Genomic DNA, 19,553 nt, shown 5'->3' with positions numbered 1-19,553 from the left:
ACTTTTTTCTTTCGTCATGCAGAACCATCGGCCGGATCATTCCCTTGAACCATCCAGCCACGCCCTGGCACGCTCAGGCCGGCAACTGAATCCGGCCGCTGCCAACAAGAACGCCAAGAATCATCGCACCGACGAATGCCGCGATCGCGGTTATCACTTGGACCATGGCGAAGCCTGCCGCTCCGCGCAGGAAAGCTTTCCAACGCGGATACCCCTGGAAAACCTGCGTCAGCGAGAGGAGGTTCAAGATGACCGCGAGCAATATCATGGCCATCTGCGCGTCCGACCACCAGCGCTGCACCGGCATGAAGACCGCCCACACGACGAACAACTGCGCCGTCAGAAAGGACGTGATCACCAGCCACTCCGGATAATTGATCTGCTTGAACCGTCGGAACGTCAGCTTGAAGGCCGCCGCCTGCACCGGGAGCACCAGCAAGGTGATCAAGGTCAGGTGACTATTCATCCAATCCTTCACGAAACCGAACACCTTCATCATTGTGGCCGCGGCTTGGGCCTGCTTGGCATTGGCGTTTCCTTGATGCATTCCAGCTTCGACACCTTGGGTAAAAGATGAACCCAACGCATCACCATCCAATGCGTAGTGCGCCATCAGCGTCGCAGCAGCGCCTGTCAGCATGACGAGCAACAACGGCTTGACGACGCCCACCCGCCGTCCCTCGATGTAGTCGCGGATGAGATGCCCCGGGCGCAGCATCAGCTGCTTCAAGGTATAGAGGACACCGCGGTCCATGTGCAGCACGCTGTGCTCCAGCTCATGACCGAGGAAATGCCAGTCGATGCGGTGCACCGGCGTCGGCTGGCCGCAGGCGGGGCAAAACTTCTGTTCGGGACCATCCGTCACGCGCGCGCAATTGGCGCACTTCCCCATATCCGACATCGCCATCCCCATGGCATGAAAGCGTCGCATTCTAGAGGGCGGTCCGCCTGTTGTGGAACCGGCCCATGCGAAACCACTCACTCCATCGGCAGTCCGAACACCTTGCGCAGATAGGCCACGAAATCCGGATCGTCGCTCATGCCCTTTCCCGGCGTGTCGCTGACCTTGGCGACCGGCTGGCCCTGGCAGCGCACCATCTTGAGCACCAGTTGCAACGGCTTGGGGCCGACATCGTTGGTCAGGTTGGTGCCGATGCCGAAGCCCACCTTGCAGCGTCCACGGAAGTGCGCATGGATGCGCAGTACCGCGTCGATATCCAGCCCGTCGCTGAAGACCAGCGTCTTGCCCTGCGGATCGATCCGCTGCGCCTCCAGGTGCGCGATGACGCGATCGCCCCACGCCAGCGGATCGCCCGAGTCGTGGCGCATGCCGTCGAACAGCTTGCTGAAGTACAGGTCGAAGTCGCGCAGGAAGGCGTCCAGCCCCACTACGTCCGACAGCGCAATGCCCAGGTCGCCCCGGTACTCCTGCGCCCACGCCTCGAAGGCGGCGCGCTGCGAATCGCGCAGGCGCGGCCCGAGCTGCTGGAAGGCCTGCAGCCACTCGTGCGCCATCGTGCCGTGCGGCGTCATGCCGTACTGGCGCGCGAAGTGGACATTGCTGGTGCCGACGAACTGCCCGCCCAGCACCTGCTGGCAGATCGGCAGCAATCGTGCATGCCAGTCGTGCGAGTAACGGCGCCGCGTGCCGAAATCGGTGATGGTGCAGTCCGGCGCTGCGTCGCGGAGCCGCCCCAGCTTGGCGCGCAGGCGGCGCTCGCCTTCCTGCACGTCGCCATCGGGCTGCGCCCGCATCCAGGTCTCGCTGATGATGGCCAGTACCGGCACTTCGAACAGGATCGTCTGCAGCCACGGGCCGTCGATGGTCAGGTCCAGTTCGCCGGGCACCTGCGTGGACGGCGCGATGTGCACGTGGCGCCGGCGCAGCTGGAACTGTTCCAGGAAATCGACGAAGTCGGGCTTGATGTAGCGCAACGTGGACAGGAAACGCAGTTCGTCGCCACTGAAACGCAGCGTGCAAAGCTGGTCGATCCCGGCCGAGATCGCGTCAAGGTGCTGCACCAGGTCCACGCCCGGCGTGCGGCACTTGAACCGGTACAGGACCTGCGCAGCGGGATGCTGATGCAGCACCGCCTGCATCATCGTGAGCTTGTAGAGGTCGGTGTCGAGCAGCGAGGGAATCATCATGCCGGTCACGCAGGCAGAGCAGGGACGCCATGGTCGCACGCTCGGCGGACGACATCGCATCGGTTGCCCGACAACGCCCCATCGCGGGGAAACCCCGCACCGCGACGGTGCCGATTAAAGCGCCCTGTCCGCACGCCGATAGCGCTTCGACAACGGGATCGACAGGCCGTCATCGGAACCAGGCGTGCTGCCGCCCTGCCTCTTCTTGCCAGGAGCTCCATGAACGCACGCACTGCCGCCTCCGTATCCGACGCCGGCATCGACGACCATATCCAGTCCGTGTCTGGGCTGTCGGATTCGCTGCTGAAACAGCTGCGCCAGTCGTTGCAGAAGATCGACGAGATCAACCGCGTCACCCGCATCATCTCGATGAACGCCCGCATCGAGGCCGTCCGCATCGGCACGGCCGGCCGCAGCTTCGGGGTGATCGCGGAAGAGATGGATACGCTGTCGCGGCGGGTCAGCGATACCGCGCGCGAGATCGACCAGATGGCCGGCCGCACCAGCACCGACCTGCGCGGACGGCTGGACGAATTGCAGACCAATGTGCGCCGCACCCGCTTGACCGATCTGGCGCTCGCCAACATCGACCTGATCGACCGCAATCTGTACGAACGCAGCTGCGATGTGCGCTGGTGGGCCACCGATGCCGCGATGGTGGCGGCCGTGCAGGAGCCGCATGCGGCGGCCCTGGCCCATGCCGGCCAGCGGCTCGGCCAGATCCTGGATTCGTACACCGTCTACTTCGACCTGGTGCTCGCCGACCTGCAGGGCAACGTCATCGCCAATGGGCGGCCGCGCCAGTACCGCTCGGCCGGGCAGTCGGTGGCGCAGCAGGCCTGGTTCCAGTCGGCCATGGCGACCACCAGCGGCGAGGCGTTCGGCTTCCAGTCGATGCACGCCAGCCCGCTGGCCGGGGGCGAGCGCGTGCTGGTCTACGCCTGCACGGTGCGCGAGGGCGGTCGCGTGACGGGACGGCCGCTCGGCGTGCTCGGCATCGTGTTCCGCTGGGACGCCCTGGCGCAGACCATCGTCGAGCGCACGCCGTTGTCGGAAGCCGAGTGGCGTCGCAGCCGGGTCTGCATCGTCGATGGTCACGGGCAGGTGCTGGCCGACACCGCAGGCGGCGATGCGGCGTCATCGCGATTGGACTTTCCCGGACGTGCCGCCCTGTTCGCGCAGCCGCGCGCGGCGGCCGACCTCGTCATGGATGGCCGTGCACACTGCGTCGCGCAGGCCGCATCGCCGGGTTACGAGACCTATCGCACCGGCTGGCATTGCGTGATCGTCCAGAGCATCGACTGATGCCCTTCCGCGTCAGTCCAGCCATACCTCGCCGTCGCGTACCTGCACGGCAACGGCACGCAGCGAGTCGCCGCGGCACGGGCCTGCGACGCAGTCGCCACCGACCAGTTCGAACGACGCGCCGTGCGCGGCGCAGACGAGATGCCCTTCCTTGCTCTTGAGGAACTGGCGCGGCGCCCAGTCGAGGCGACGGCCCGCATGCGGGCAGACATTCAGCCACGCGCGCACGTCGTCGCCGTCGCGGAAGAGGATCAACGATTCGGCATCGTCGTTGATCACGGCTTCAACTTCAGCGAAACCACCATCGAGGATGTCATTCAGTGCGGTCAGTCGCATGGCGCTTAACGAAGTCCTCACACGGTCACATAACGGTCATCCGATACTGCGCGTACCGGCTTCGGCCGCATTCTGTCACGACGCACTGCCATGTACGCACGCCACTTCCAGTTCAATGCTTTCCGCCATGCCTTCGCTCCGCGCAAGCCGCGCCATCCGCTGCTGCGGGTCGGCCTGGGCCTGCTGGGCGTCGCGTTGCTGGGCGTGCTGGTGTTCTTCAGTGTGTTCGTGGGCGCCGCGATGATCGCCGGCGGCCTGATCTACAAGCTGGTGCGCCAGCGCGGCAAGCCGCAGGCCCGCGACGCACGCGTGGTGGATGCGGAGTACCGCGTGGTCCGCGACAAACCGGTGCTGCCGCTGCCACGCTGAGCCTGCGTCCGGGACCCGGTTCCCGCCTACACTCTGCGGCCGTTCTCCTTCTGCACGGCCGCCCATGACCGATCTCATTCCCGCCCCGCCCGTCCCGCGCGTGCCCGTGCGCGACGGCAGCACGTTCCCTGTGCGTCGCATCTTCTGCGTGGGCCGCAACTTCGCCGACCATGCGCGCGAGATGGGCGCCACGGCGCCGGCCTCCAAGGCGGATCGCGGCACGCCGGTGTTCTTCCACAAGCCTGCCGATGCCCTCGTCACCGGCAATGCGGATGTCCCCTACCCGCCGGGCACGCAGGACCTGCACCATGAAGTGGAACTGGTCGCCGCGCTTGGCACCGACGCGCCCGCCGGCCCGCTCGCACGCGAGGATGCGCAGGCACTCGTGATTGCGTACGGCGTCGGCCTGGACCTCACGCGTCGCGACCTCCAGGCGGCGGCGAAGGCCAAGGGCCTGCCGTGGGATACCGGCAAGGGCTTCGACCATTCGGCGCCGATCAGCGAACTCGTTCCGGCCTCCGGTATCGGCACGCTGGAAGACCGCACGCTGACCCTGCGCGTGAACGGTCAGGTCCGGCAGCATGGGGCGCTGCACGACCTGATCTGGGACGTGCCGGACATCCTGCATGAACTGTCGCTGCTCTATGCGCTGAAGGCGGGCGATCTGGTCTTCATGGGTACCCCGGCCGGCGTGGCGGCCCTGGTACCGGGCGACAGCTTCACTGCCTCGCTGGATGGCGTGGTGGAACTGAGCGGCCGCATCACGGGCTGAGTCCTGCAACAACCTTCGCCATGCGCGCTATAGTCCCCGCCGATGGCGCGACGGCGCTGACGACAGCGAGGAAAAACAGCATGGGCATGATCAGCGAGTTCAAGGAATTCATTTCGCGCGGCAACGTGGTCGACCTGGCCGTCGGTGTGGTCATCGGCGCGGCCTTCGGCAAGATCGTCAGCAGCCTGGTGGACGGCATCGTCATGCCGCTGGTGGGCCTGGCGACCGGGGGCGTCAAGTTCGGCGACCTGGCAGTGACCCTGCGCGAGGCGCAGGTCGACGCCGCCGGAGCGGAAATCACGCCGGCCCTGCTGCTGAACTACGGTGCGTTCCTGCAGACCCTGATCGATTTCCTGATCATCGCGTTCGCCATTTTCGTGTTCCTCAAGGCCTACAACCGCGTCCGCGCGCCCGCACCCGTCGCCGCCACGCCCGAGGACATCCTGTTGCTGCGCGAGATCCGTGATTCGCTGAAGAAGTAGGCGGACGCTGCATTCCGAACCGGCAACACCGGCAAAGGAACCGCGAGGCCACGGGCTGCTAAGCTCGTGGCCTTCGTTTTTCCGGGATATGCCATGCGCCTTGCTCCGCTGCTGCTCGCCCTGACCCTCGCCGTTCCCGCCCTCGCCGCGCAGCGCGAGACCCGCATTCCCGATGCCGCACTCGCCACGGCCGCGACGCTGCGCGAGCAGGCCCTTGCGGACGGCACCGGCTGGAAGGTCGTCGAATCACTGACGACGGAGATCGGCCCGCGCCTGGCCGGCAGCGAGGCCGATGCGAAGGCGGTGGCGTGGGCGGAAGCGAAGTTCAAGGCACTCGGTTTCGACAAGGTGTGGCTCGAACCGGTGACGTTCCCGAAGTGGGTGCGCCGCAGCGAACACGCCGTCGTGCTGGGCGAACACGCGCAGCCGCTCACCGTCACCGCACTGGGCGGCAGTCCGGCCGGCAAGGTGGATGCGGAGATCGTCCGCTTCGCCGACCTGGCCGCGCTGGAAGCGGCGCCGGAAGGCTCGCTGGCCGGCAAGATCGCCTTCATCGATTACCAGATGAAGGCCGCGCGTGACGGCAGCGACTACCGCAACGGCGGCGCGATCCGCTCGAAAGGCCCTTCGGCCGCGGTCCGCAAGGGCGCGGTCGCCTTCCTGATGCGCTCGGCCGGCACGGACAACCACCGCGTCGCGCACACCGGCATCACCCGTTTCGACGATGGCCTGACGCCGGTGCCGGCGGCGTCGCTGACCATTCCCGATGCCGACCAGCTGGCGCGCCTGCTGCAACGCGGACCGGTGCGCGTGTCGCTGGCGCTGGACTGCGGCTGGGACGGCGAATACACCTCGCACAACGTCATCGGCGAGATCACCGGGCGCAGCCTGCCGAAGGAGGTCGTGGTGATCGGCGGCCACCTGGATTCCTGGGACCTGGGCACCGGCGCGATCGACGACGGTGCCGGCATCGGCATCACGATGGCCGCCGGCCATCTGATCGGCCAACTGAAGCAGGCGCCCAAGCGCACGATCCGCGTGATCGCCTTCGCCAACGAGGAACAAGGCCTCTACGGCGGCAAGGCGTATGCCGAGAAGCACCTGGCCGACATCACCCGCCACCAGCTTGCCGCCGAGAGCGACTTCGGCGCCGGCCGCATCTACGCCTTCAACACCGGTGCTCCCGAGCATGCGCGCAAGGCGACCGAGCAGATCGCGCAGGCGCTGGCGCCGCTCGGCATCGAGTACGCGCCAGGCAAGGGCAGCGCGGGGCCGGACATCAGCCCGTTCGCCGCCAAGGGCATGGCGTGGGGATGGCTGGCGCAGGACGGCAACGACTACTTCCACCTGCACCACAATGCCGACGACACGCTGGACAAGATCGATCCCGCCGCCCTGGCGCAGAACGTCGCGGCGTACACCGTGTTCGCGTATCTGGCGGCAGAGGCCGAGGGCGATTTTGGCAGTCAGTTGAAGGATTGAGCCTGTAGGAGGGGCTTCAGCCCCGACCCTCGCTTGGCCGAAACCGGATCAAGGAACGTCGGGGCTGAAGCCCCTCCTACATCCGATCAGGCGCGCTGCCGCCACTGCGCAAGAAACACCGCGGTTGCGGCGGCGACGTTGAGGCTTTCGACGGCACCGCTGCCGGGAATCGACAGCCGCACGTCGCAGGCATCGGCGAGGCGCGCATCCATGCCCTCGCCCTCGGCGCCCATCACGTAGACCAGCCGCTTTGGCAGCGTCGCGGCGAACAGATCATCGCCACCACGCACCACCGTCGCGGCCAGCGAGAAGCCGGCACCGCGCAGTTGGCCGATCGCATTTTCGGGATTGCCCATGCGCACCAGCGGGACCTGTTCCGCGCCGCCTTCGGCCACGCGCGCGGCCGCGCCGGACAGCGCCAGCGTGGAGTCGCGCGGCAGCAGGATGCCGGCCACGCCGAAATGCGCGGCCGAACGCAGGATGGCACCGAAGTTGTGGGGATTGCCGACGCCGTCCAGCCACAGCGCGGACACCGGCTTGCCGTCGGGCAGCGCGCGCAACCAGTCGCCCATCGGCATCGGCTCCACTTTCAGCACGTCGGCGACGACGCCTTCGTGATGCGTGCTGGCCGCCAGGCGGTCGAGGTCGCCCTCCTCCACCACGCGATAGCCGACGCGCTGCTTCACGCACCACGCCAGCAAGGGCTTCAGCGCGGGGATGCGCGACTCGGTCAGGTAGACCTTGCGGATGGCCTCGGGCCGGCGCGCGAACACCGCGTGCAGCGCGTTGAGTCCGTACAGCCGCAGCTCGCTGCGCGATGCGCCCCCCGGTCGCTCGTCGCGTGGCGCCGGGTCCCGCGCCGGACGCTCATCCTGCGCGCGTGGCGGATGCCGCCGACCCGTCGGCGTCCCAGGGGGACGCGGCGGGCGGTTGTTCCAGGGATTGCTCACGTCAGGCCTGCTTCTTCCAGAAATCGGCGTTGCGGATACCCAGCGCGACCGGATCGAAGGTCGGGTCCAGGCCCAACTTCTTCTGCCGCTCGTAGTCGCGCAACGCGATCAGCGCCGGCTTCTGCAGGATCAGGATGGCCACCACGTTGAGCCAGGCCATCAGGCCCACGCCGATGTCGCCCAGCGTCCACGCCATCGCGGCGTTGTGGTATGCGCCGAACACCACCATGCCGACGATGCCAAGCCGCAGCAGCAGCGTGGCCAGCGGGTGGGTCTTCTTGGTGCCGGCCAGGTAGGTCAGGTTGGTTTCGGCCATGTAGTAGTAGGCCATAATGGTGGTGAAGGCGAAGAAGAACAGCGCCAGCGCCACGAAGCCCGCACCCCAGCCGGGCAGCACCGATTCCACCGCGGCCTGGGTGAACTGTGCGCCTTCCGACGGCTGCACGCCCGGCACGCCGGAGAAGATCTCGACCAGCGTGTCCTTGCCGTTCTCGGTGACCGTCTTGAACGTGTTGTACATGCCGGTGGACAGCAGCAGGAACGCCGTCGACGTGCACACCAGCATGGTGTCGAAGTAGATGGCGAACGCCTGCACGTAGCCCTGCTTGGCCGGGTGCGAGACTTCGGCGGCGGCGGCGGCGTGCGGCCCGGTGCCCTGGCCGGCCTCGTTGGCGTAGATGCCGCGCTTCACGCCCCAGGCGATCGCCTGGCCGATGATCGCGCCGAACGCCGCATGCGCGCCGAACGCGCTGGAGAAAATGTCGGCGAACATCGCCGGCACCTTGCCGACGTTGGCGATCATCACGATCACCGCCATCAGGATGAAGGCCAGCGCCATGAAGGGCACCACGACTTCGGCAAAGGTGGCGATGCGCTTGATGCCACCGAAGATGATCACCGCGAGCAGCGCGGCCACGCCCAGGCCCAGCCACAGCTTCAGCGCGCCTGCACCGCCCACGGCCTCGCAGGCGCCGGCACCGCACAGCACGTTGCTGGCGCTGTCGGCGATGGCATTGGCCTGCACGCCCGGCAGCAGCAGGCCGGTGGCGATGACGGTGGCCACGGCGAACGTCACCGCGTACCACTTCAGTCCCATCGCCTTCTCGATGTAGTAGGCCGGACCGCCGCGGTAACGGCCTTCGGCGTCCTTTTCCTTGTAGATCTGCGCCAGCGTGCACTCGATGTACGAGGTCGACGCGCCGAGGAAGCCCATCACCCACATCCAGAACACCGCGCCCGGGCCACCATAGGCGATCGCGGTCGCGACGCCCGCGATGTTGCCGATACCCATGCGGCCCGCCATCGAGATTGCCAGCGCCTGGAACGACGACACGCCCGCCTCCGACTTCTGTCCGGTCACAGTCAGGCGGCACATCTCGGCGAAACCGCGGACCTGCATGACGCGGGTACGCAGGGTGAACCACAGGCCGGCGCCCAGGCACAGCGCGATCAGCGCGTTGCTCCAGATGATGCCGTTCAACCAGGAAAAGAAGGCTTCCAAGGTACGGGTCTCCAATTGAGTGAAGCAGGCAGGGCGGCGCATGGGCGCCACGGGACCCGTGCAAGATAACCGCAACGCGCATCGCTGCGCAGTCCCGTCGACCGGATCAGCCCGGCCAGAGCCGTCCGAACAGCCTCAGGTCGTGCAGGCCATCCGGCTTGCGGATGGCCGCGCGCCGGCAGCCTTCCTCGGTGAATCCATTCTTCTCCAGCACGCGCGCGGAGGCGGGATTGAGGTCCAGCACGTTCGCTTCGACACGCCGCAGCCCGTATGCAGGCACCACCCAGGCGAGGTAGGCCGCGACCACGCGGCTCATGTGGCCTTGCCCCCAGTGCGCACTGCCGAGCCAGTAGCCCAGTTCGGCGCCGTGCGCCTTCTCGCCCGCGTGCGGACGCGCCGCGATGCCGCCGCAGGCTTCACCGCCGATCTCGATGGCGAATGCGGGATGGGCGAGATCCACCACCCGACCGGACAGGAAGGCTTCGCCATCCGCACGCGTATAGGGATGCGGAAAGCGGTCGCTCAGGCCACGCGGCACCCGCGGATCGTCCGCATGGTGCAGCAGGGATTCGAGGTCGTCCTGCCGCCACGCGCGCAGCAGGAATCCGTCGCCGCCGATGCGCACGCCGGCATGCGGGCGCGCATCCGGATCAGCCATGGCCGCCGACGGAAGGCGTTTCCGCCTCCAGCTTGCTCAGCTCGTGCGCCACTGCTTCCGGCGAACGCGTGAACGGTGCGAGCAGCGCGTAGAACGCCGGCACCACGTACAACGACAGCAGCGTGGAGAACGTCACGCCGAAGATCACCACGATGCCGATGGTCGCGCGGCTGGCCGAACCCGGTCCGCCGGCGAGCACCAGCGGCACCGCACCGACCACGGTGGCCACCGACGTCATCAGGATCGGGCGCAGGCGCACGCGTGCGGATTCGGCGATGGCCTGCGCCACGCTGGCGCCGTCGTCGCGCAGCTGGTTGGCGAATTCGACGATGAGGATGCCGTTCTTCGCCGCCAGGCCGATCAGCATCACGATGCCGATCTGGCTGAAGAGGTTCAGCGTGCCGCCGGTGACCCACAGGCCGATCAACGCGCCCAGCACCGCCAGCGGCACCGTCAGCATGATGATCAGCGGATGGATGAAGCTCTCGAACTGCGCGGCGAGCACGAGATAGACGATCAGCAGCGCCAGCGTGAACGTCAGCAGGATGGCGCCGCCGGCTTCCTGGTACTCGCGCGACTCGCCTTTCCAGTCGATCTGCGCGTAGTCCGGCAACTCCTCCGCCACCGTCTGCCGCGTCCATTCCAGCGCTTCGCCCATCGTGTAGCCGGGCGCGAGGCCCGCGCTGATGGTGATCGCGCGCAGGCGGTTGAAGCGGTTGAAGGTACCGGGTTCGGCGATCTCGCTCAGCGTCACCAGGTTGGACAGCGGGATCAATGCGCCATCCCTGCCGCGCACGTAGGTCTGCGCCAGGTCTTCGGTGTTGGCGCGCTTGTCGCGGCCGGCCTGCAGCATGACGTCGTATTCCTCGCCGTTGTCCACGTACGTGGTCACCTGGCGCGAGCCCATCATCGTTTCCAGCGTGCGGCCGATCTCCTGCACCGACACGCCGAGGTCGGCGGCGCGGTCGCGGTCGATGTTCACGCGCATCTGCGGGCGCGTTTCCTTGTAGTCCGAATCCGGATCCTGGATGCCGGGATTGCCTTCCATGCGCTGCAGGATGCGGTCGCGCCACTGCGCCAACTCGGCGTAGTCGGGTCCGCCCAGCACCAGCTGGTAGCGCTGGCCGCGACTGCCGACCAGGCCGCCTGGCACGTTGGCGCGCGCCTGCACGCCGGGCAGTTTCGACAGTTCGCCGCGCAGGCCGTTGACGACCTCGTCGGTACTGACGCCGCGCTCGTGCCAGTCCTGCAGGAACACGATCACCTGGCCGGTGTGCATGTCCTCGCTGCCGCCGAAGCCGCGCGGCACGCGCGAGTTGGCGCGCTGGATCGGCTTGTCGCCGCCGACCTGGCCCATGACGATGCGCTCGACCTGCTGCATCTGCCCGACCATGTAGTCGAAGCCGGCGCCTTCCGGACCGTCGACCATCACGAAGAAGCGGCCGCGGTCCTCCGCCGGCGCCAGTTCGCTGGGCACGCGCAGCCCGAGCACGACGATCGCGATGCCGCACAGCGCCATCGCCGCCAGCACCAGGCCGAGGATGCGCTTGCCGGTCATGCCGACCAGCCGCTCCACGTGGCGGCCATAGCCGCCGCTGATGCGCGTGAGCGCGCGTTGCGTCCAGGCGTTGAGCCCGCGCGGCGCCGAATGCGGGCGCACCAGCTTGGACGACATCATCGGCGTCAGCGACAGGGCGACGAACGCGGAGATCGCCACCGCCGCCGCCAGCGCGACGGACAATTCACGGAACAGGCGACCGGTGTTGCCCTCCATGAACCCCACCGGCAGGAACACCGCGACCAGCACCGCGGTGGTTGCGATGACCGCGAACGCCACCTGCGCCGTCCCGCGACGCGCGGCGACCAACGCCGGTTCGCCCAGGTCGGCGCGGCGCTGCACGTTCTCCAGCACCACGATGGCGTCGTCCACCACCAGGCCGATGCAGAGCACCAGGGCGAGCAGGGTCAGCAGGTTGATCGAGAAGCCGAACGCATACAGCGCGATGAACGCGGAGATCAGGCAGACCGGCACCGTCACCGCCGGGATCAGCGCGGCACGCAGGCTGCCGAGGAACAGCCAGATCACCAGGAACACCAGCACCATCGCTTCGGCCAGCGTCCAGTACACGCGCTCGATCGAGGCTTCGATGAAGGTGGTGCTGTCGAAGGCGATGAAGATTTCCGTGCCTTCGGGCAGGGTCTGCTGGATCACCGCGGCCTCGGCGCGCGCGGCGCGGGCCACGTCCAGCGCATTGGCCGTCGAGGTGCGCACGATCCCCAGGCCGACGTTCGGCACGGCATTGCTGCGCAGGTAGGAGCGGCGCTCCTCCGCACCCAGCTCCACCTGCGCCACGTCGCCCAGCCTCACCACGTAGCCGTCGGCGCCCTTGCGCAGCGGCAGCTGTGCGAACTGCTCGGGCCGCTGGTAGCCGCGCTCGACGCGCAGGGTAAAGTCGCGCGTCTGCGATTCGATGCGGCCCGCCGGCAGTTCGATGTTCTGCGCCCGCAGCGCGGTCTCGACGTCGCCGGTGGTGACGCCGCGCGCCGCCATCGCTTCGCGGTCCAGCCAGATGCGCATCGCGTAGCGCTGGCCGCCGCCCAGTTGCACGCGCGCGACGCCGTCCAGCGCGGACAGGCGGTCCAGCACGTAGCGGTCGGCGTAGTCGGTCAGCTCCATCGTGTCCATCACGGTGGAGCGCATGTTCAACCAGATGATGACGTCGGCGTCGGCCTCGACCTTGGAGATCTGCGGCGGATCGGCTTCGTCCGGCAGCCGGTTCATCACGCGGCTGACACGGTCGCGCACGTCGTTGGCCGCGGCCTCGATGTCGCGGCTGAGATTGAATTCGATGGTGACGTCGGCACGCCCGTTGCGACTGCTCGACTGGATGGTCTTGATGCCCTCGATGCCGGACAGGCCGTCCTCGAGGATCTGGGTGATGCGTGTTTCCACCACCGCCGCCGACGCGCCCGGATAGTTCACTTCCACGGAGACGATGGGCGGGTCGATGTTCGGCAGTTCGCGCAGGGTCAGGCGCAGGAACGACATCACGCCCAGCACGACCAGCAGCAGGCTGACCACCACCGCGAACACGGGGCGCTTGATCGACAGATCGGAGAGCTTCATGGCGCTCAGCCCTGGCCGTCGGCGGCGGGCGCGTCCTGCTTCACCGGGGCGGCCGGCGCCGCGTCGGCGACCTTCACGCCGGGACGCAGCTTGCCGGTGCCATCGATGACGATGCGCTCACCGGCCGCGATGCCCTTGACGATCTCGACCTTGCCGTCGCGGCGTACGCCGGCGGTGACCGGCGCCTGCTCGACGCTGCCATCGCCCTTCACGCGGTAGACGAAGGAATCGCGGCCCACCTGCACCACCGCGATCTCGGGGATCACCAGCGCCTGCCGCTCGGGGCGGAACAGGCGCACGTCCAGCAGCATGCCGGGGCGCAGCTTGCGGTCGGGGTTCGGGAACACCGCCCGCACCGTCACCGCGCGCGTGGCGGGATCGATGCGCGCATCGACCGTTTCCACCCGGCCTTCGAACGACACGCCGGGGTATGCGGCCGCGGTCGCGGTCACCGTGTGGCCGGACTCGACGGAAGCGAGCGCCGCTTCCGCCACCTGGAAATCCACGTACATGCGCGAGATGTCGTCGAGCGTGGCGATGGTGCTGTTGGCGGTGATCAGCGCGCCAGGGCTGACCTGGCGGATGCCGAGCACACCGGCGAACGGCGCACGCACGCTGCGGTCGCCGATGTCGGCACGCGCCTGGCGCACGCGGGCGGCGGCGGCATCGCGCAACGCGAGTTGCGTATCGAGCTGCGAGCGTGCGATCAGTTGCTGGTCGGCCAGTTCCTTCTGCCGGCGGTAGAGGCGCTCGGCCTCGGCATACGTCGCTTCGGCCTGCACCAGCGACGCCTGCGCGGCGTCGCCCTTCAGCGTGATGAGCTTCTGGCCTGCACCGACCTGCTGGCCGCTTTCGAAATGCACGTCCTGCACGATCTCGCTGACCTTCGCGGTCAGGGTGACGGATTCGCGGGCCTTCGCGGTACCCAGCGCCTGCAGGGTGTCGTTCCAGGCGCTCGGCTGGACGACCCGGGTGGTCACCGGGATCGGGCGCTCGGCCGCGTTGCCGTTGGGTTTCGCCTGCGCTCCCTTGCCATCGCCGCAGGCGGCGAGCAGAACGAGAGGCAGCGCGACCAGCAGCGCGCGGGGGGCGAATCGGTTCAGCATGGAACATCCCGTAATCGTCGTTATTCAGCCAGTTTACCGGCCGCGCGTGACGCAGGCTGCAGTGGATGCGGCGGTTCGTGTCCGAAACGCGCCAAAGGGCATGTGGTGCACACGCCCGACCATGACCTATGACCCTTGCCTGCCCACGCAGGCCGGCGGCGCGCCTACTCCAGGCCGAGCGTCGCCAGCACCTGCAGCGCGAGGGCTTCGGGGTTCTGCTCGCCCGCATGCAGGTGCACGTCCGGGTGCTCGGGGACTTCGTACGGCGAATCGATGCCGGTGAAATTGGGGATCAGGCCGGCACGCGCCTTCCTGTACAGGCCTTTCACGTCGCGCGCCTCGGCCAGCGCCAGCGGCACGTCGACGAAGACCTCGACGAATTCGCCGTCGGCGAACCGTTCGCGCGCCATCCGGCGCTCGGCACGGAACGGCGAGATGAAGCTGACCAGCACGATCAGGCCCGCGTCGGTCATCAGCTTCGCGACTTCCGACACGCGACGGATGTTCTCCACGCGGTCCTCATCGGTGAAGCCGAGGTCGCGGTTCAACCCATGGCGCACGTTGTCACCGTCCAGCAGGAAGCTGTGGTACCCCAGCGCGTGCAGCCGCTTGTCCACCAGGTTGGCGATCGTCGACTTGCCCGCGCCGGACAGGCCGGTGAACCACAGCACCTTCGGCGCCTGGCCTTTCTGCCGCGCACGTGCCGCGCGATCGACATCGACGTGCTGCCAGTGCACGTTGCCCGCACGCCGCAGGGCGAAGTCCAGCGTGCCGGCGCCCGCCGTGGTGTTGTCGTAGCGGTCGATCAGGACGAAACCGCCCAGCGCGCGGTTGCGCGCATAGGATTCGAACGCGATGGGCTCATCGAGGCTGAGATTGCAGTAACCCACTTCGTTGAGCTCCAGCCGCTTGGCGGCCAGGTGCTCCTGCGTGTTCACGTCGATGCGGTGCTTGATGTCGGTGACCGTGGCGGCCACGGTACGCGCACCGATCTTCAGCCAGTACGGCCTGCCCGGCAGCAGCGGCGCGTCCGACATCCACAGCACGTGCGCGGCGAACTGATCGGCCACTTCCGGCGGATCGCCACCGGCGGCGATCACGTCGCCACGACTGATGTCGATCTCGTCGGTGAGCGTCAGCGTCACCGCCTGGCCGGCGGACGCCGACGCCACCTCGCCATCGGCGCCGAGCACCTGCGCCACGCGCGAACGGCGCGCGGACGGCAATACGACGATCTCGTCGCCGGGTTTCACCTCGCCGGCCGCGATCGTGCCGGCATAGCCGCGGAAATTCTGGTGCGGGCGGTTCACCCATTGCACCGGCAGGCGCAGGCCGCTGCTGCTGTCGTGCGCTTCGATTTGCACCTGTTCCAGATGCTCCAGCAACGCAGGACCGGCGTACCACGGCGTGCGCGCGGAACGCGACGACAGGTTGTCGCCGTCCAGCGCCGACAGCGGGATGCAGGTGACCTCGGCGATCCCGAGGCGCTGCGCCAACGCGCGGTAGTCGGCGGCGATGCGCTCGAACACCGCGGCATCGAAGTCGACCAGATCCATCTTGTTGACCGCCAACACCACGTGGCGGATGCCGAGCAGCGAGACGATGTAGCTGTGCCGGTGCGTCTGCGTCAGCAGGCCCTTGCGCGCATCCACCAGCACCACGGCCAGGTCCGCGGTGGATGCGCCGGTGGCCATGTTGCGCGTGTACTGCTCGTGCCCGGGGCAATCGGCGACGATGAACTTGCGCTGGTCGGTATCGAAGTAGCGGTAGGCCACGTCGATGGTGATGCCCTGCTCGCGTTCCGCAGCCAGACCGTCGAGCAGCAGCGCGTAGTCGATGCGTTCGCCCTGCGTGCCGTGCTTGCGGCTGTCCTTCTCCAGCGCGGCCAGCTGGTCGTCGAACAGGCGCTTGCTGTCGTGCAGCAGGCGGCCGATCAGCGTGCTCTTGCCGTCGTCCACGCTGCCGCAGGTGATGAAGCGCAGCAGCGGCTTGGATTCGTGCTGCTTGAGGTAGCTGGCGATATCGCTGGTCGTGCTCATGCTGCCGCCACCTGGAGCTTCGCTACAAGAAATGCATGGGATCTTGGTTCGTCATCCCAGCGAACGCTGGGATCCATCTTGATCTTGCAGGGAACCCCGGCAATCGCCATTGATCGCGCGAACGTCCACATGGGTCCCAGCGTTCGCTGGGACGACGGCGTAGGAGTACCCATCAGAAGTACCCCTCCAGCTTCTTCTTCTCCATCGACGCGCCGGGGTCGTGGTCGATCACGCGGCCCTGGCGTTCGGAACTGGTGGTCACCAGCATCTCGGCGATGATCTTCTCCAGCGAATCCGCTTCGGACTCGATGGCGCCGGTGAGCGGATAGCAGCCCAGCGTGCGGAAGCGCACGCGGCGCTGCTGCGGCACTTCGCCCTCGCGCAGCGGCAGGCGGTCGTCGTCGACCATCAGCAGCGCGCCATCGCGCTCGACCACCGGACGCTCGGCGGCGAAGTACAACGGCACGACCGGGATGTGCTCGCGGTAGATGTAAAGCCAGATGTCCAGCTCGGTCCAGTTCGACAGCGGGAACACGCGCACACTCTCGCCGGTGTGGATGCGCGCGTTGTAGAGATTCCACAGTTCGGGCCGCTGGTTCTTCGGGTCCCAGCGGTGCTTGTCGTTGCGGAAGGAGAACACGCGCTCCTTGGCACGCGACTTCTCCTCGTCGCGGCGGGCGCCACCGATGGCGGCGTCGAACGTGTAGTGGTCCAGCGCCTGCTTCAGGCCCTGGGTCTTCATCACGTCGGTATGGACGGTGGCGCCGTGCGTGATGGGGCCGATGTCGCGGGCGATGCCGTCCGGGTTGATGTGTACGCGCAGGTCCACGCCGGTCTCGGCGGCACGCTGGTCGCGGAAGGCGATCATCTCGCGGAACTTCCAGCGCGTGTCCACGTGCAGCAGCGGGATGGGCGGGCGCGCCGGCGCAAACGCCTTCAGCAGCAGGTGCAGCAGCACCGAGCTGTCCTTGCCCACCGAGTACAGCAGCACCGGATTGCGGAACTCGGCCGCGACCTCGCGCAGGATGTGGATGCTTTCCGCTTCCAGGCGGTCGAGGTGGGACAGGCGGGGCACGGCAGTCATCAGGGCAGGCAAGGGAGGCGGTGGCTCGGGACGGGCTAGCCTAGCAGGCGTGGCCGGAGCGTCCGGAAGGCCGCGCAGTATTCGGCCGGCGGCTCATGCCGGCGAAATAAGCGGGCGACATAAGCCCATAACCATGCGTCCTTTCAGCCCGGCGCAACGGGTTCCTAACATCGGCCGTCCCAATCGCGCCCACGGGCCACGCCAATGTCCGCCACCCAGCCTGTCCTCGCCCCCATCCCCCTCGCGGAGGAACGGCGGGCGCTGCTGGCCCAGGCAGTGACCGGCCTGGACGGCGCCAGCCTGTGGTGGGTGTCGGGTTATGCGGCCGGCCTGGCGCAGGCCCAGTCCGCCCCGCAGCTGGCATCCGCCGCCGCACCGCCGAAGGCGATCGCCCCTGCTACCGGCGCCCAGGCCACGCAACGCCTGACCATCGTCTACGGCAGCCAGACCGGCAACGCCCGCCGCGCCGCCGAGGCGCTGGCACAGCAGGCCGAAGCGGCGGGCCTGTCGGTCCGCCTGCTGCGCGCCGATGCCTACCCGCAGCGCGAACTGGCCAGCGAGCGCCTGCTCTATGTCGTGATCAGCACGCAGGGCGAAGGCGATCCGCCGGACGACAGCATCGGCCTGGTCGAGTTCATCAGCGGCAAGCGCGCGCCGAAGCTGCCGGAACTGAAGTACGCGGTGCTTGGGCTGGGCGATTCCAGCTACGCGGATTTCTGCGGCATCTCCCAGCGTCTGGATGCCCGCCTGACCGACCTGGGAGCGACCCGCCTGATCCCGCCCGGTGCGGCGGACCTCGATATCGACACCGTCGCCGCTCCCTGGCGCGAGCAGGCCCTGACACAGGCCCGCGAGCTGCTGAAGGCGCCAGCCACCGCCACGGCACTGGCGACCGTCACGCCGCTGCGTCCCGGACAGGCAGCCGTGTGGTCGCACGAACACCCCTTCCCCGCCGAGCTGCTGCTCAACCAGCGCATCAGCGGCCGCGACTTCAAGGGTCCGCGCTTCGGCCAGCACGGCAGCGCCGACAAGGACGTGCGCCACATCGAACTGTCGCTGGAGGGCAGCGGCCTGCACTACGAACCCGGTGACGCGCTGGGTATCCGCCACCGCAATCCGGCCGCCCTGGTCGACGCCGTGCTCGAGGCCGCGCGCCTGGACGGCGAGGCCGCCGTCAATGAGGGTGGCGACACCCTGCCCTTGCGCGAATGGCTGGCTGCACGCCGTGAACTGACCCGGCTGTCGCGCCCGTTCCTGGCCACGCATGCCGCGCATGCGCAGGCCGACGATCTCAATGCACTGCTCGCTCCCGCGCAGAACACCGCACTGGCCCAGCTGTTCAACACGCACCAGCTGGTCGACGTACTGCGTCGCTGGCCGGCGGGCTGGAATGCGCAGGAACTGGTCGCCGCGCTGCGTCCGCTGGCGCCGCGCCTGTACTCGATCGCCTCCAGCCGCAAGCGCGTGGGCGAGGAAGCCCACCTGACCGTCGACGTCCTCGGCTACGACGCCTTCGGCCATGCGCATGGCGGCGCGGCCAGCGGCTTCCTCGCCGCACGCGAGGAAGGCGACCAGGTGCCGGTGTACATCGAGGCCAACGAGCGCTTCCGCGTGCCGGCCGACGGCAGCCGCGACATCCTGATGATCGGTCCCGGCACCGGCGTTGCGCCGTTCCGCGGCTTCGTGCAGGAACGCGCGGAAACCGGCGCGCGCGGCCGCAACTGGCTGTTCTTCGGCGCGCCGCACTTCAATCACGGCTTCTTCTACCAGAGCGAGTGGCAGGACGCGCTGCGCAACGGCGAACTGCACCGCCTGGACCTGGCGTTCTCTCGCGACCAGGCCCGCAAGATCTACGTGCAGGACCGCCTGCGCGAGCGCGGCCGCGACGTCTACGACTGGCTGCAGAACGGCGCGCACCTGTACGTCTGCGGCGCCATCGCGATGGGCAAGGACGTGCATGCGGCGCTCCAGGCCATCGTCGTCGAGCACGGCGGTCTGGATGAGGAGGCGGCGCGCGACTACCTGGTGCACCTGCAGACGGAGGGGCGCTACGGCCGCGACGTGTACTGACGACCCGTCCTCCTCCCTTCCCCCGCCTGCGGGGGAAGAGCCTGCCCCGTACTCGATACGGGGCGCCCGAAGGGCGGATGGGGGCAGCGCAGAAGCCGAACGAAGACACAGCCCCTCGGCCTGG

General features: G+C 68.1%; 16 protein-coding genes. 6 read left to right on the top strand and 10 right to left on the bottom strand.

All coding sequences use genetic code 11. From position 1 onward, the window contains the following. Window positions 1–73: 73 nt before the first annotated feature. Both V7060_RS01165 and pncB read right to left on the bottom strand, forming a co-directional pair. Window positions 74–913, bottom strand: a complete 840-nt coding sequence (locus tag V7060_RS01165) for a DUF3667 domain-containing protein (RefSeq protein ID WP_334177435.1) — start codon at window positions 911–913, stop codon at window positions 74–76. Between the two features lie 65 nt (window positions 914–978). After that, a complete protein-coding gene (pncB, locus tag V7060_RS01160; RefSeq protein WP_334177434.1) occupies window positions 979–2,148 on the bottom strand; it encodes a nicotinate phosphoribosyltransferase in 1,170 nt (389 codons plus the stop codon). A 219-nt stretch (window positions 2,149–2,367) separates the two neighbouring features. On the opposite strand from pncB, the gene V7060_RS01155 reads away from it, so the two are divergent. Continuing rightward, window positions 2,368–3,453: a cache domain-containing protein gene (locus tag V7060_RS01155; protein WP_334177433.1), complete on the top strand. Its 1,086-nt coding sequence runs from the start codon at window positions 2,368–2,370 to the stop codon at window positions 3,451–3,453. A gap of 12 nt (window positions 3,454–3,465) precedes the next feature. Here V7060_RS01155 and V7060_RS01150 read toward each other — a convergent pair whose 3' ends face one another. Next, window positions 3,466–3,789 (bottom strand): Rieske 2Fe-2S domain-containing protein, encoded by a 324-nt coding sequence (locus tag V7060_RS01150; RefSeq protein WP_334177432.1) that lies wholly within the window; start codon window positions 3,787–3,789, stop codon window positions 3,466–3,468. Window positions 3,790–3,879: 90 nt separating this feature from the next. Between V7060_RS01150 and V7060_RS01145 the strand changes: the two genes are divergently transcribed. From V7060_RS01145 to V7060_RS01130, 4 genes are all read left to right on the top strand, one after another. After that, window positions 3,880–4,158, top strand: coding sequence for a hypothetical protein (locus V7060_RS01145; RefSeq protein ID WP_334177431.1), 279 nt, complete (start codon window positions 3,880–3,882; stop codon window positions 4,156–4,158). Between the two features lie 64 nt (window positions 4,159–4,222). Continuing rightward, entirely contained in the window at window positions 4,223–4,930 is a 708-nt protein-coding gene (locus V7060_RS01140; protein ID WP_334177430.1) for a fumarylacetoacetate hydrolase family protein, read from the top strand. Window positions 4,931–5,010: 80 nt separating this feature from the next. After that, entirely contained in the window at window positions 5,011–5,412 is a 402-nt protein-coding gene (gene mscL, locus V7060_RS01135; RefSeq protein WP_334177429.1) for a large-conductance mechanosensitive channel protein MscL, read from the top strand. A 93-nt stretch (window positions 5,413–5,505) separates the two neighbouring features. Further along, complete coding sequence (locus tag V7060_RS01130) at window positions 5,506–6,894, top strand: M28 family peptidase (protein WP_334177428.1); 1,389 nt, start codon at window positions 5,506–5,508, stop codon at window positions 6,892–6,894. Between the two features lie 86 nt (window positions 6,895–6,980). Here V7060_RS01130 and V7060_RS01125 read toward each other — a convergent pair whose 3' ends face one another. The 7 genes from V7060_RS01125 to cysD all read right to left on the bottom strand — a co-directional run bounded on the left by V7060_RS01125 (window position 6,981) and on the right by cysD (window position 17,359). Continuing rightward, entirely contained in the window at window positions 6,981–7,844 is an 864-nt protein-coding gene (locus V7060_RS01125; RefSeq protein WP_334177427.1) for a TrmH family RNA methyltransferase, read from the bottom strand. 1 nt (window position 7,845) lies between these two features. Next, window positions 7,846–9,345, bottom strand: a complete 1,500-nt coding sequence (locus tag V7060_RS01120) for an alanine/glycine:cation symporter family protein (RefSeq protein WP_334177657.1) — start codon at window positions 9,343–9,345, stop codon at window positions 7,846–7,848. Between the two features lie 106 nt (window positions 9,346–9,451). After that, complete coding sequence (locus V7060_RS01115; RefSeq protein ID WP_334177426.1) at window positions 9,452–10,003, bottom strand: GNAT family protein; 552 nt, start codon at window positions 10,001–10,003, stop codon at window positions 9,452–9,454. Continuing rightward, window positions 9,996–13,130 carry an efflux RND transporter permease subunit gene (locus V7060_RS01110; RefSeq protein ID WP_334177425.1) on the bottom strand — a complete coding sequence of 1,045 codons (3,135 nt, stop codon included), beginning with the start codon at window positions 13,128–13,130 and terminating at the stop codon, window positions 9,996–9,998. The genes V7060_RS01115 and V7060_RS01110 overlap by 8 nt, the downstream gene beginning before the upstream one ends. A 5-nt stretch (window positions 13,131–13,135) precedes the next feature. Beyond that, entirely contained in the window at window positions 13,136–14,236 is a 1,101-nt protein-coding gene (locus V7060_RS01105; protein ID WP_334177424.1) for an efflux RND transporter periplasmic adaptor subunit, read from the bottom strand. Between the two features lie 164 nt (window positions 14,237–14,400). Next, window positions 14,401–16,275 (bottom strand): sulfate adenylyltransferase subunit CysN, encoded by a 1,875-nt coding sequence (cysN, locus tag V7060_RS01100; RefSeq protein ID WP_334177423.1) that lies wholly within the window; start codon window positions 16,273–16,275, stop codon window positions 14,401–14,403. Window positions 16,276–16,447: 172 nt separating this feature from the next. Further along, entirely contained in the window at window positions 16,448–17,359 is a 912-nt protein-coding gene (gene cysD / locus V7060_RS01095) for a sulfate adenylyltransferase subunit CysD (RefSeq protein ID WP_334177422.1), read from the bottom strand. Window positions 17,360–17,563: 204 nt separating this feature from the next. On the opposite strand from cysD, the gene V7060_RS01090 reads away from it, so the two are divergent. Further along, the gene (locus V7060_RS01090) at window positions 17,564–19,429 is read left to right on the top strand and encodes an assimilatory sulfite reductase (NADPH) flavoprotein subunit (RefSeq protein ID WP_334177421.1); all 1,866 of its coding nucleotides are present in this window, start codon (window positions 17,564–17,566) and stop codon (window positions 19,427–19,429) included. Window positions 19,430–19,553 lie beyond the last annotated feature (124 nt).

Origin of the sequence: Pseudoxanthomonas sp. (genome assembly GCF_036845285.1) — a bacterium.
Classification (GTDB): domain Bacteria; phylum Pseudomonadota; class Gammaproteobacteria; order Xanthomonadales; family Xanthomonadaceae; genus Pseudoxanthomonas_A.
The sequence above is the reverse complement of the archived record's forward strand: the minus strand, read 5'-3'. Positions and strand labels throughout refer to the sequence as shown.